10 protein-coding genes are annotated in these 12719 nt (G+C 57.4%); 5 read left to right on the top strand and 5 right to left on the bottom strand.

Going from position 1 to position 12719, the window contains the following annotated elements:
* The first annotated feature begins 256 nt into the window (after nucleotides 1–256).
* From nrdA to yfaE, 3 genes are all read left to right on the top strand, one after another.
* Nucleotides 257–2545: a class 1a ribonucleoside-diphosphate reductase subunit alpha gene (nrdA, locus tag QZQ97_RS01060; RefSeq protein ID WP_311991862.1), complete on the top strand. Its 2289-nt coding sequence runs from the start codon at nucleotides 257–259 to the stop codon at nucleotides 2543–2545.
* Nucleotides 2546–2613: 68 nt separating this feature from the next.
* Nucleotides 2614–3744 (top strand): class Ia ribonucleoside-diphosphate reductase subunit beta, encoded by a 1131-nt coding sequence (nrdB, locus tag QZQ97_RS01055; protein ID WP_311991861.1) that lies wholly within the window; start codon nucleotides 2614–2616, stop codon nucleotides 3742–3744.
* A gap of 3 nt (nucleotides 3745–3747) precedes the next feature.
* The gene (yfaE, locus tag QZQ97_RS01050; RefSeq protein ID WP_311991860.1) at nucleotides 3748–4008 is read left to right on the top strand and encodes a class I ribonucleotide reductase maintenance protein YfaE; all 261 of its coding nucleotides are present in this window, start codon (nucleotides 3748–3750) and stop codon (nucleotides 4006–4008) included.
* Between the two features lie 443 nt (nucleotides 4009–4451).
* Here yfaE and QZQ97_RS01045 read toward each other — a convergent pair whose 3' ends face one another.
* On the bottom strand, nucleotides 4452–5648 hold the full coding sequence (locus QZQ97_RS01045) for a nicotinamide mononucleotide deamidase-related protein YfaY (RefSeq protein ID WP_311991859.1): 1197 nt from the start codon (nucleotides 5646–5648) through the stop codon (nucleotides 4452–4454).
* A gap of 241 nt (nucleotides 5649–5889) precedes the next feature.
* Between QZQ97_RS01045 and tyrP the strand changes: the two genes are divergently transcribed.
* A complete protein-coding gene (gene tyrP, locus QZQ97_RS01040) occupies nucleotides 5890–7098 on the top strand; it encodes a tyrosine transporter TyrP (RefSeq protein WP_442994749.1) in 1209 nt (402 codons plus the stop codon).
* Between the two features lie 50 nt (nucleotides 7099–7148).
* Here tyrP and QZQ97_RS01035 read toward each other — a convergent pair whose 3' ends face one another.
* Nucleotides 7149–7691: a YfaZ family outer membrane protein gene (locus tag QZQ97_RS01035; protein ID WP_311993854.1), complete on the bottom strand. Its 543-nt coding sequence runs from the start codon at nucleotides 7689–7691 to the stop codon at nucleotides 7149–7151.
* Nucleotides 7692–8025: 334 nt separating this feature from the next.
* Here QZQ97_RS01035 and katA point away from each other — a divergent pair, with 334 nt between their 5' ends.
* Nucleotides 8026–9462 carry a catalase KatA gene (gene katA, locus QZQ97_RS01030; RefSeq protein ID WP_311991857.1) on the top strand — a complete coding sequence of 479 codons (1437 nt, stop codon included), beginning with the start codon at nucleotides 8026–8028 and terminating at the stop codon, nucleotides 9460–9462.
* 41 nt (nucleotides 9463–9503) lie between these two features.
* Here the strand turns inward: katA and menE are convergent, their stop codons facing one another.
* The 3 genes from menE to menB are packed head-to-tail and all read right to left on the bottom strand — an operon-like array spanning nucleotide 9504 to nucleotide 12717.
* Nucleotides 9504–10889: an o-succinylbenzoate--CoA ligase gene (gene menE, locus QZQ97_RS01025; RefSeq protein WP_311991856.1), complete on the bottom strand. Its 1386-nt coding sequence runs from the start codon at nucleotides 10887–10889 to the stop codon at nucleotides 9504–9506.
* Entirely contained in the window at nucleotides 10877–11860 is a 984-nt protein-coding gene (menC, locus tag QZQ97_RS01020; RefSeq protein WP_311991855.1) for an o-succinylbenzoate synthase, read from the bottom strand. Before menC ends, menE begins: the two co-directional genes overlap by 13 nt.
* Complete coding sequence (gene menB / locus QZQ97_RS01015) at nucleotides 11860–12717, bottom strand: 1,4-dihydroxy-2-naphthoyl-CoA synthase (RefSeq protein WP_311991854.1); 858 nt, start codon at nucleotides 12715–12717, stop codon at nucleotides 11860–11862. Before menB ends, menC begins: the two co-directional genes overlap by 1 nt.
* Nucleotides 12718–12719: the final 2 nt, after the last annotated feature.

Raw genomic sequence — 12719 nt, 5'->3', positions numbered from 1 at the left:
CACGTTTTTGTAGATCTAAGGAAATTCTTATCACGCTTATTGACAAGCTTGCCGCCCCAGTCACAGCGCGCACTCACAGCCGAAAGCCAAATTTCACCCCCAAGTTATCCACAAAATAGGCCGGTTTTGTTCACTTGCAAACGCCCTGTTTTCTCACTATCTTGTTACCTCACCGACATACAACCCCTATATGTAGTGTTTACATACTGAACAGAGCGACTACACTTCTGTACGGGCGAATCATACGGACAACCACATGAACCAAAGTCTGCTTGTAACTAAACGCGATGGCCGTAAAGAGCGCATCAACCTCGACAAAATCCACCGGGTCATCGACTGGGCCGCGGAAGGTTTACATAACGTCTCGGTATCTCAAGTAGAGTTGCGTTCCCATATTCAGTTTTATGACGGCATCAAAACCGCCGATATTCATGAAACCATTATCAAAGCTGCAGCCGATCTGATTTCGCGCGACGCGCCGGACTATCAGTACCTGGCAGCACGCCTGGCCATCTTCCACCTGCGCAAAAAAGCTTACGGCCAATTCGAGCCGCCAAAGCTGCTCGCTCACGTGACGCGCATGGTAGAAATGGGCAAGTACGATAAGCATCTGCTGGAAGACTACAGCTCTGAAGAGTTCGAGCAGATGGACTCCTTTATCGATCACTGGCGTGATATGAACTTCTCCTACGCCGCCGTCAAGCAGCTGGAAGGGAAGTATCTGGTACAGAACCGCGTCAGCGGCGAGATCTACGAGAGCGCTCAGTTCCTGTATATCCTGGTCGCCGCGTGCCTGTTCTCCAACTATCCGCGTGAAACCCGTCTGGACTACGTTAAACGTTTCTACGACGCCATTTCCACCTTCAAGATTTCGCTGCCTACGCCAATCATGTCCGGCGTGCGCACCCCAACCCGCCAGTTCAGCTCTTGCGTGCTGATCGAGTGCGGCGATAGCCTGGATTCCATCAACGCCACCTCCAGCGCCATTGTGAAATACGTTTCGCAACGTGCCGGTATCGGCATCAATGCCGGCCGCATCCGTGCGCTGGGCAGCCCGATCCGTGGCGGGGAAGCTTTCCATACCGGCTGTATCCCGTTCTACAAACACTTCCAGACCGCGGTGAAATCCTGCTCTCAGGGCGGCGTGCGTGGCGGTGCAGCCACCTTGTTCTACCCGATGTGGCATCTGGAAGTGGAAAGCCTGTTGGTGCTGAAGAACAACCGTGGCGTTGAAGGCAACCGCGTGCGTCACATGGACTACGGCGTACAGTTGAACCGCCTGATGTACCAGCGCCTGATCAAGGGCGAAGACATCACCCTGTTCAGCCCGTCTGACGTGCCGGGCCTGTATGACGCGTTCTTCGCCAATCAGGACGAATTCGAACGTCTGTACACTCAGTATGAAAAAGACGACAGCATCCGCCAGAAACGCGTAAAAGCGGTTGAACTGTTCTCACTGATGATGCAGGAGCGCGCTTCTACCGGCCGTATCTACATCCAGAACGTTGACCACTGCAACACCCACAGCCCGTTTGATCCGCAGATCGCCCCAGTACGCCAGTCAAACCTGTGCCTGGAAATCGCCCTGCCGACCAAACCGCTGGACGACGTCAACGACGAAAACGGCGAAATCGCGCTGTGTACGCTGTCTGCCTTTAACCTGGGTGCGATCGAAAGCCTCGACGATCTGGAAGAGCTGGCTACCCTGGCGGTGCGCGCGCTTGACGCCCTGCTGGACTACCAGGACTATCCGATCAAAGCCGCTTACCGTGGTGCCATGGGCCGCCGTACTCTGGGTATCGGCGTGATCAACTACGCCTACTATCTGGCGAAGAACGGCGTGCGCTACTCCGACGGCAGCGCCAACAGCCTGACCCATAAAACCTTCGAAGCCATTCAGTATTACCTGCTGAAAGCGTCGAACCGTCTGGCTCAGGAACAGGGTGCCTGCCCGTGGTTCAATGAAACCACCTATTCGCAGGGTATCTTGCCGATCGACACCTACAAGAAAGATCTGGATGTGATCTGCGACGAACCTCTGCATTACGACTGGGAAACCCTGCGTAAAGAGATCAAGGAAACCGGTCTGCGCAACTCTACCCTGTCTGCGCTGATGCCTTCGGAAACCTCGTCGCAGATTTCCAACGCCACCAACGGCATTGAGCCGCCGCGCGGCCACATCAGCATCAAAGCGTCGAAAGACGGCATTTTGCGCCAGGTGGTTCCGGAGTATGAGCGTTTGAAAAACGAGTACGAGCTGCTGTGGGAAATGCCGAACAACGACGGTTACCTGCAACTGGTCGGTCTGATGCAGAAGTTTATCGACCAGTCGATCTCTGCCAACACCAACTACGACCCAAGCCGTTTCCCGGCCGGTAAGGTGCCGATGAAGCAGTTGTTGAAAGACCTGCTCACCACCTACAAGTTTGGCGTCAAGACGCTGTACTATCAGAACACCCGTGACGGTGCAGACGATGTGCAGGAAGATTTGTTGCCGGCCAAGGGCGGCGATGACGACTGCGAAAGCGGCGCCTGCAAGATCTAATGTTTGACACAGCGGGCCGGAACTCTTCCGGCCCCTTCATTTAGCCACGTTACGATGGATTCAGGCTTATGGCTTACACCACATTTTCTCAGAAAAAAAACAACCAGTTGCTGGAGCCGATGTTCTTCGGCCAGTCGGTTAACGTTGCGCGTTTCGATCAGCAAAAACATGAAATCTTCGAAAAACTGATTGAGAAGCAGCTGTCCTTCTTCTGGCGCCCGGAAGAAGTCGACGTGTCCCGCGACCGTATCGACTATCAGGCGCTGCCGGAACATGAAAAACACATTTTCATCAGCAACCTGAAATATCAAACGCTGCTGGACTCCATCCAGGGTCGTAGCCCGAATGTGGCCCTGCTGCCGCTGATTTCAATCCCGGAGCTGGAAACCTGGGTGGAAACCTGGTCATTCTCTGAAACCATCCACTCGCGTTCTTATACCCACATCATCCGTAACATCGTCAACGATCCGGCGCTGGTGTTTGATGACATCGTCACCAACGAAGAGATCCTCAAGCGCGCGAAAGACATTTCCGGCTATTACGACGATCTGATCGAGATGACTGGCTACTATCACCTGTTGGGTGAAGGCACTCATCAGATCAACGGCAAAACCGTCACCGTTAACCTGCGGGCGCTGAAAAAACAGCTGTATATCTGCCTGATGAGCGTTAACGCGCTGGAAGCCATCCGCTTCTACGTCAGCTTCGCCTGTTCGTTCGCCTTTGCCGAGCGCGAGCTGATGGAAGGCAACGCCAAAATCATCAAGCTGATCGCCCGTGACGAAGCGCTGCACCTGACCGGTACCCAGCACATACTGAATCTGATGCGTTCCGGCGCCGATGACCCTGAGATGGCGGAAATCGCCGTTGAGTGTCAGCAGCAGTGCTACGATCTGTTCGTGCTGGCCGCCCAGCAGGAAAAAGAGTGGGCGGAATACCTGTTCCGCGACGGCTCGATGATCGGCCTGAACAAAGACATTCTGTGCCAGTATGTGGAATACATCACCAACATCCGCATGCAGGCGGTTGGCCTTGGGCTGCCGTTCGAAACTCGCTCTAACCCGATCCCGTGGATCAACGCCTGGCTGGTGTCCGACAACGTTCAGGTTGCGCCGCAGGAAGTGGAAGTCAGCTCTTATCTGGTTGGTCAGATCGACTCGGAAGTGCATGCCGACGACCTGAGCGACTTCGAACTGTAAGCGATGGCATCACCGCTCATCACACTGCGTGCCACAGGTACGCAGTTATCCTGCCCGAAAAGTGAAAGCTGCCTGCTCGACGTACTGGAACTGCACGACGTGCAGGTAGAATACCAATGCCGCTCCGGCTATTGCGGCGCCTGCCGCCTGAAATTGGTAAAAGGCGAAGTGACCTATCACCAACAGCCGCTGGCGTTTATCAATGACGGCGAGATCCTGCCCTGCTGCTGCATGCCGCTGACGGACATCGAGCTGGAAATATAATTTACAAAAATATTCTTCAGTCCCCCCGAATATACCCTATGACTTTCGAGTTGCAGCTAGGCGGCAAGGGTGTAAATCCCCAGGAGCTTACTTAGGTAAGTGACTGGGGTGCGCACCTGCAGCCAACAACGCTGCAGCTTGAAAGGCGACGGGCATGAATATAAAAATAGTAATACATACAACAGGTAACGAGTGAAACACATGCTTTAACCGCATGCTTGCCTCCTTGCTGTGAAGGGGCTACCATAACGGTGTCTAGGCGTTAGGGCAGCCCCATTCTGATTGAGAGTCAGTTTGGGGCTTTCACTTATCCGCCTTGCCATACTATGCTCAAGACGAACAGTCTCAAGCACCCGCAGCGATTGTAACAGCCTGTCCCAACCAAGATAACCCCTTATAATATTATGATTAATAAGGGATATATCATTAAATCCAACGATTCCTTACTCGATGATTTCCACGATCTCCAGCCAGCCGTTTTTGCCGCACACCTGTTCGCCGTTCAGCCAGCGCCGCAGCATGTCGAGCGCCAGCATCGCCACCGATTCCTGCCGCAGACGCAAGCCATGGCGCGCCGCCCGGTAGCGTACCCTTTGGCCGATCCCCCCCTTCGGCGTGTGCAACGCAACGCTTACCCGATCCTCACTCATCGCACTGACCGCCAGTGCCAACTGCGCCCCTGCCAGCTCTGCCAACGAACGGGCGCGGGCCAACGTGGTTTCCAGGGTTTCCACACAGTGCGACGGCAACAGCTCGCCACCGGCCAACGGTGCGCCTTCGCTCTGCAATTGCAGATTGATCAACCCGGCGCTGAACTGTTCGCTCAGCGCCAGCTTCAACCCTTGTTGGGTTAACCGCTGCGCCAGCGCCGCCGGCAAACCTGTCGTGCCTTCAAAAATGGTGTTTTCACCCGCCACCTGGCGCACTCGCTCCCATGCCTGTTCCATCGCAACGCGCTGGCTCTCCGGGCCGGTCAGTTTCAGTTCAATGATCGGGCTGGAAGAACGGTAGCCGAGCACCACTTCCGGCGGCAGCGGCATGCCGTCCAGCTCGGTAGCCAGATCGCTCTCCGAGGTGCCAAAGGTGGTTAAACGCAGACACAGCGGCGGCGCCGGCAGGGGAAAACGTTGGCGCAGGCGCGGAACGATTTGCTGCTCGACCATCACTTTGAATTCGGAAGGTACGCCGGGAGTGAAAAACATCGTGCACTTGTTCAGCTTGAGCGCAAAACCGCAGGCGGTGCCAACCGGGTTATCGAGCATTTCGGCGTTGGCCGGGATCTGCGCCTGTTTGCGGTTTGAAACCGCCATCGGCCGGCCGCGCTCGGCAAAATAGGCCTCGATACGCGCCATCCATTCGGCGTGCTCAACCAACTCAACGCCGCAAGCGGTAGCCGCCGCCAGCGCACTGAGGTCATCGCTGGTCGGCCCCAGGCCACCGTTAACGATCAGAACATCAGCGATATGGCTGCGTTCCTGCAACGTTTCGATCAGAGAGGAGATACTGTCCCCCACCGTTTCACGGCCGCTCATCGGCATGCCCTGCTGGAACAGATAATCTGCCAGCCAGGCGGCGTTGGTATCTATAATTTGCCCGTGCAGCACCTCATCGCCGGTGCTGAGCATCTCCACTCTTAACATTGATCTCTCCCTTATTTTCCGATCATTCCACTATAGAAGCCCGTAAATAAGTTTTCACTATGCATCACAGGTTAATTTCTGCTGAGGGCATTTTGCGCGTTCCTGCGGCCTTAATTGCTGTAAACATTTTATTACACAACCCGTAACGCATATTTGACACGAAATGGCCAATCAACTATCCTGCCGCCCTCGGAATGAGTTACCTATAATTTCCCCAAATCTTTGACGGGTAGAGAAAAAAGTGAAGAATCGCACTCTGGGCAGTGTTTTTATCGTGGCAGGCACCACCATTGGTGCCGGAATGCTGGCGATGCCACTGGCGGCGGCCGGCGTAGGTTTCGGCGTCACGCTGGCTTTGCTGGTCGGGCTGTGGCTCTTGATGTGTTACACCGCGCTGTTGCTGGTGGAAGTTTATCAGCATGAACAGGCGGATACCGGCCTGGGTACCCTGGCGAAACGCTACCTTGGCGGTGGCGGCCAATGGCTGACCAGCTTCAGCATGATGTTTCTGATGTACGCCCTGACCGCCGCCTATATCAGCGGTGCGGGTGAACTGCTGGCGGCCAGCATCAGCCAATGGACTTCACAGGATTTCCCCACCACGCTCGGCGTATTGCTGTTTACTCTGGTGGCTGGTGGCGTAGTCTGCATCGGCACCCATTCTGTCGATCTGTTTAACCGCATTTTGTTTACCGCTAAAGTGGTGTTTCTGATCGTCATGCTGGGCCTGATGCTACCGAATATTCACCGCACCAATCTGATGACGTTGCCGCTGGAACAGGGGCTGGCGCTGTCGGCCATTCCGGTCATCTTTACCTCTTTTGGCTTCCACGGCAGCGTACCCAGCATCGTTAACTACATGGGCGGCAACATCCGCAAGCTGCGCTGGGTGTTCATCATCGGCAGCGCCATTCCGCTAGTGGCCTATATCTTCTGGCAATTGGCCACGCTGGGGAGCATCAGTTCTACCACTTTCGTCGGCATTCTGGCGCAACAAGCGGGACTGAACGGCCTGTTGCAGGCGGTACGCGACGTGGTGGCGTCACCGCACGTAGAGTTGGCGGTACATCTGTTTGCCGATCTGGCGCTGGCCACTTCGTTCCTCGGCGTGGCGCTCGGGCTGTTCGATTTCCTGGCCGATTTATGCAAACGTCAGAACAACGTCCGCGGCCGTCTGCAAACCGGGGCCATCACTTTCCTGCCGCCGCTGGCGTTCGCTCTGTTCTATCCGCGCGGCTTTGTGCTGGCACTGGGATTCGCCGCCATTGCGTTGGCGGTGCTGGCGCTGTTGCTGCCGTCATTGCTGGTATGGAAGACGCGTCAACGACATCAGGCGCAATACCGCGTCTGGGGCGGCACGCCGGCGCTGGCGCTGGTGTTTGTCTGCGGGATTACGGTGATTGCCATTCAGTTGGGCATTGCCAGCGGCATCTTGCCGGCAGTTGGGTAATAGATTTATCAGTAACATCAGGGGGCCGGTTGGCCCCCTTTTTATTGCTATCAGAAGCTAAGACCCACTCCAACATACGGGCCATCGGCAAGCGTGTTGTCACGATGCCCGTCTTTCCCTTCCATCTTTATGTAGCGATAACCCACATCTACGCTGAGCGGGCGGAAAACATTCCAACGCAGGCCACCGCTGGCCTCGTTATACGCCTTCACACCGCTGGTCAGCGAATCCGGTGCAAAATAACCCTCGCCATGCAGGCTGAAGTAACGGCTGATGGCCCAGTCCAGGCCACCGCCCAACGCCAGTGCGCCACCGTTATCGCCGTCTTTCGGGCTCAGATACAGTGCCTTGCCGCCCACCGTAGCGGTCAACGGTCCAAGCGGCAGACCGAAATTCAGCCCCAGGCTGCCGACGTTGCCGTTATGATCGCTGCGCGCCCAGTTGCCCGACAACCCCAATCCGGTGCTACCGGTGTCCTGGCCGAAGCCGAGGTTAGTGTAATGCTGCCCGGCTTCGCCCGACAGGCTGATAGCGCTCGCCGTACCGGTCACAAACAGCATACCCGCTGCGCACGCGACCAAAGTTTTTTTCATCATGTTTCCCTCTCGTTTTTCATCCGTTCAGAATGATGTGAACCAACCCGTAATAATACGTCCCCGAGTTTATACCAAAGTACAACGAGTCTTTTAGGGATAACGGCTTAAAAATCCTTCTGATATCAGATAATTGTAAAGTTTTGCAAGTAAAAGGCAAATTCACGCTGACGACGTCAACGATAACTCAGACCTATTTGCCGTCGTCGCCTAATAGATCTACAAATGATAGTGGCATTAATCAAAATCCGGAGAGGATCCCAGCAAAACTATCATGATGAACGTTTAAGCCACCCGAGCATTAACTCAATGGCAATACGATAAGGAGCAAGTGATGAGCAAGAAAGGATTGACCACCGCAGCCGGCGCCCCGGTTGTCGATAACAATAATGTGATCACCGCAGGAAAACGCGGGCCGATGCTGCTGCAAGACGTCTGGTTCCTGGAGAAACTGGCCCACTTCGACCGCGAGGTGATCCCCGAGCGCCGCATGCACGCCAAGGGGTCCGGCGCCTATGGCACTTTCACCGTCACCCATGACATTACCCAATACACCCGCGCAAAAATCTTCGCTGAAATCGGCAAGCAAACCGACATGTTCATCCGCTTCTCCACCGTAGCCGGTGAGCGCGGCGCAGCAGATGCCGAACGCGACATTCGCGGCTTTGCCATGAAGTTTTACACCGATGAAGGCAACTGGGATCTGGTAGGCAACGACACGCCGGTATTCTATCTGCGCGATCCGCTGAAGTTCCCCGATCTTAACCACGTGGTAAAACGCGATCCGCACACCAACCTGCGCAACCCGGTGTACAAATGGGATTTCTTCTCCCATCTGCCGGAATCTTTGCACCAATTGACCATCGATTTCAGCGATCGCGGCATCCCGAAATCCTATCGCCACATGCACGGCTTCGGTAGCCACACCTTCAGCTTTATCAATGCCAATAACGAGCGTTTCTGGGTGAAATTCCACTTCCGCTGCGAACAGGGCATTGAAAACCTGATGGATGACGAAGCGGAAGCGATCATCGCCAAGGATCGCGAAAGCTCGCAGCGCGACCTGTTCGACGCGATCAAGCGCGGTGATTTTCCTCGCTGGAAGCTGCAAATTCAAATCATGCCCGAACACGAAGCCTCGCAAACGCCCTACAACCCATTCGATCTGACCAAGGTATGGCCGCATGGGGACTACCCGCTGATCGACGTGGGCTTCTTCGAACTGAACCGCAACCCGGACAACTATTTCTCGGAAGTTGAACAGGTGGCGATGAACCCGGCCAACGTGGTTCCGGGCGTCAGCTTCTCGCCGGACAAAATGCTGCAGGGTCGCCTGTTCTCTTACGGGGATGCGCACCGTTACCGCCTGGGCGTTAACCATCACCAAATCCCGGTTAACGGCGCCAAATGCCCGTTCCACAACTATCACCGCGACGGCGCGATGCGCGTGGACGGCAACAGCGGCAACGGAGCGACCTACGAGCCGAACAGCTTCGGCCTGTTCCAGGAACAACCGGATTTCAGCGAACCGCCGTTGAGCATCGAAGGTGCCGCCGATCACTGGAATCACCGCGAGGATAAGGATTATTTCAGTCAGCCGCGCGCGCTGTTCAACCTGCTAAGCGCCGAAGAACACCAGCGCATGTTCACCCGTATCGCCGGTGAGTTGTCGCAGGTGCCGGAACAGATCCAGCGGCGTCAGGTCGATCTGTTTACCCAGGTGCACCCGGACTACGGCGCCGGTGTCGCCAGGGCGCTGGGGCTGAAATAACCGGCCCTGTTTACCGCCACGGCCGCCTTCGGGCGGCTTTTTCATGCCGTTGAAAGTTGCTCCGCCACCCATTGCTGCAGCACACGGCGCGAAATCTTGATGCCACCGTTTTTCAGCTCGTCGGGTAAAGCGAACAGCGCCGTCGGGCGCTGGAAGTTGGCCAGCTTGCCCTGTGACCACGTCAACAGTGCGTCCAACACCAAGGGCGATTCGCTGTCGATCACCGCCACCGGCCGCTGTCCAAATTCCGCATCTTCCACCGGCACCACAAACGCCTGCGCAATCTGCGGATGCGTCGTCAGCACACGCTCAATATCCTCCGGTTGCACACCTTCTCCCCCGCTGAAAAACAGGTTATCCATCCGTCCGATAATCCGCAGTTCCCCCTCGTCCATCACGCCGCGATCGCGGGTATGAAACCAGCCTTGCCCGTCGACCAGCGGTTGCAAAGCGCCGCGATGCCAGTACCCCAACGCCAGGCTCTGCGCGCGGATCCACACTTCCTCATCCACCAGCCGGATTTCACGGCCGGCCAACGGTAACCCGACGCCCGGCCGCGTATCGGCGCGCTTGGCACACACCGTCGAAGCCAGTTCTGTCAGACCGTAGCCGCACCAGCAGCGAATACCCGCCGCCTCCGCCTGTTCGGTCAGCGAAACCGGGATCATCGCCCCGCCCAGCAGCACCTCTTTTAGCGTCAGACCTTCCAGCGGCTGCGCCAACAGCCGCCACAGCTGCGTCGGCACCAGCGAGGCATGAGTGCAGCCCGCCAATGCGTCGGCCAAAGGGGACATATCACGCACCACCAGCGTGGCCCCCGCAGCCAGCCAGCGCCAGACAATGCCCTGGCCGGATACGTGGAACAGCGGCAGGGAAAGCAACCAACGATCCTGCGACTGAAAATCCATCAACCGCAACACCCCTTCTGCGCTGGCTAAATGCCCGGCGCCGTTATGCCCGGCGGCCTTTGGCATACCGCTGGAGCCGGAGGTCAGCGTCAGCGTCGCCAGCCGCTGCGGATCCCAGACGGGCAAAGTCAGCCAGCGTGGTTCGGTAGAGGGTGGGGTCAACGGAATCAGAGCGGCCGACAACGCCGGCAAGGGATCCGGGCTGAAGACAAAAGCCATATCCAGGTCGGGCAATAGCGTATCCAGCAGAGAAACGGGCAAGGCCGGATTCAACGGCAACAACCGCGCACCGCACTGCAGCAGCGCCAGATAGGCCAGCAGCAGCGGATAGCTGTTCTTGCCGCACAGCGCAACACCACTGCCGGGTTCAACACCCTGATACTGAAAATCGGCCGCCAGTTCATCCACCTGGCGTTGCAGTTCCAACCAGTTGACCGGCTGCCGGCCGACAATCACCGCCGTCGCCTGCGGTTGCCGCTGCGCCCAATGTCGCCACGGCCAATCGCTCAACTGCGCCATAGGCATTCCATCGCTTGCAGATCCCGCAACGGCAGGCTGCTGCCCGGCCAACGCCGCAGCAACTGTGCCTGCATCAAATCGAGCGTATCCAGCCCGGGAACGGTGGCCGGCGTCAGCCAGTGCGCGATGCGCGCCAGTTGGGTCAGCCCCAGACTGGATTCGATGCTGGAACTGATCACCGCCGTCAACCCTGCCGCATGGGCCTGCTCCACCAGAGCCTGACAGCGGTTCAGGCTGCCGACCAGAGTGGGCTTGATCACGATCGCCGCTACGCCCGGTTCGGCCTGCACCACAAAATCCGCCTCGCGCACGCTCTCGTCCCAGGCGATGGCAATGCCGGTCGCCAGGGCGAAATCCCGCGATTCATCACGGGTTTTGCAGGGTTCTTCGAGAAAGACGATGCGATCGCGCAGCGCCGGGTTTACGTATTTGGCGAAACCCTCGGCTTTGGCACGGGTCCAACTGCGGTTGGCATCCAGCCGCAAGCGCAAATCCGGCAGCGCCTCCAGCAGCAAGTTAACGATCATGCCGTCGCGCACCGCCTCATACAGCCCAACCTTCACCTTGGCGACCTTCTCGCCCGGCAGCGCGCTCAGTACGTCGAACAGTTCATCGGGATCGCCGGTGCACAGCGGCGCTTTGCGGTAGTCGGCCTGCAACGGGAGCCGGTGTTCCAACTCCGCCAGTGCGCAACTGGTGCCGAACGCTACCGAAGGCAGCGGACTGTCTGCCGGCAATTGGCCTGCCTGCCAGCCCTGCAGCCAGGCCAGCGTGGCCTGCTCGGCTTCGGCCAGCGTTTCTTGGCTGAACTCAGGCAGCGGCGCAATCTCGCCCCAGCCTTCCCGCTCCCCCTGCTGCAGATGAATCAGCAGACCATCGCGGGTTTTCAGCCGCTGGTTACGCAGCACCACTCCCGCCTCCATCGGCAAGCGGTAACGGTAAACCCCGACGTTGCGGATCGGCGCGTTCATTACGGGTTACGCTTGAATTTGCTGAAGTCCGGCTGACGCTTTTCGTTAAACGCATTGCGCCCTTCCTGGCCTTCGTCGGTCATGTAGAACAGCATGGTGGCGTTGCCCGCCAACTCTTGCAGGCCCGCCTGGCCGTCACAGTCGGCATTCAACGCCGCTTTCAGGCAACGCAGCGCCATCGGGCTGTTCTGAAGCATTTCGCGGCACCAGCGTACGGTTTCTTTTTCCAGGTCCGCCAGCGGCACTACGGTGTTGACCAGGCCCATATCCAGCGCGGCGGCGGCGTCATACTGGCGGCACAGGAACCAAATCTCACGCGCTTTCTTCTGGCCAACGATGCGCGCCATGTAAGAGGCACCCCAACCACCGTCGAACGAACCGACTTTCGGGCCGGTCTGGCCAAAGATGGCGTTGTCCGCCGCGATGGTCAGATCGCACATCATATGCAGCACATGGCCACCGCCGATCGAATAACCGGCCACCATCGCCACCACTGGCTTAGGACAGGTACGGATCTGGCGCTGGAAGTCGAGTACGTTCAGGTGATGCACGCCGCTGTCGTCCTGATAGCCGCCGTAGTCACCGCGCACTTTCTGATCGCCGCCTGAACAGAACGCCTTGTCGCCGGCACCGGTGAGAATAATGGTGCCGATACCGTCGTCGTAACGGGCATTGGCCAGCGCTTCCAGCATCTCTTTCACCGTATGCGGACGGAACGCGTTGCGCACTTGCGGGCGGTTGATGGTGATTTTCGCGATGCCGTCGGCGGATTTGTGATACAGGATATCCTCGAAATCACCGGAGCAATCCTGCCACTCGATGGCGGCATACAGTTGTTCTTCATTCGGATAAAGCATGA

This window comes from Serratia sp. root2, assembly GCF_031931805.1.
In the GTDB taxonomy this organism is placed as follows: domain Bacteria; phylum Pseudomonadota; class Gammaproteobacteria; order Enterobacterales; family Enterobacteriaceae; genus Serratia; species Serratia inhibens.
This window is presented reverse-complemented; position numbering and strand designations above follow the sequence as displayed.

Bases quoted from the DNA above. Each gene is read 5' to 3' on its own strand.
- nrdA (WP_311991862.1), top strand. From the start codon at position 257: ATGAACCAAAGTCTGCTTGTAACTAAACGCGATGGCCGTAAAGAGCGC.
- nrdB (WP_311991861.1), top strand. From the start codon at position 2,614: ATGGCTTACACCACATTTTCTCAGAAAAAAAACAACCAGTTGCTGGAG.
- yfaE (WP_311991860.1), top strand. From the start codon at position 3,748: ATGGCATCACCGCTCATCACACTGCGTGCCACAGGTACGCAGTTATCC.
- QZQ97_RS01045 (WP_311991859.1), bottom strand. From the start codon at position 5,648: ATGTTAAGAGTGGAGATGCTCAGCACCGGCGATGAGGTGCTGCACGGG.
- QZQ97_RS01035 (WP_311993854.1), bottom strand. From the start codon at position 7,691: ATGAAAAAAACTTTGGTCGCGTGCGCAGCGGGTATGCTGTTTGTGACC.
- katA (WP_311991857.1), top strand. From the start codon at position 8,026: ATGAGCAAGAAAGGATTGACCACCGCAGCCGGCGCCCCGGTTGTCGAT.
- menE (WP_311991856.1), bottom strand. From the start codon at position 10,889: ATGGCGCAGTTGAGCGATTGGCCGTGGCGACATTGGGCGCAGCGGCAA.
- menC (WP_311991855.1), bottom strand. From the start codon at position 11,860: ATGAACGCGCCGATCCGCAACGTCGGGGTTTACCGTTACCGCTTGCCG.
- menB (WP_311991854.1), bottom strand. From the start codon at position 12,717: ATGCTTTATCCGAATGAAGAACAACTGTATGCCGCCATCGAGTGGCAG.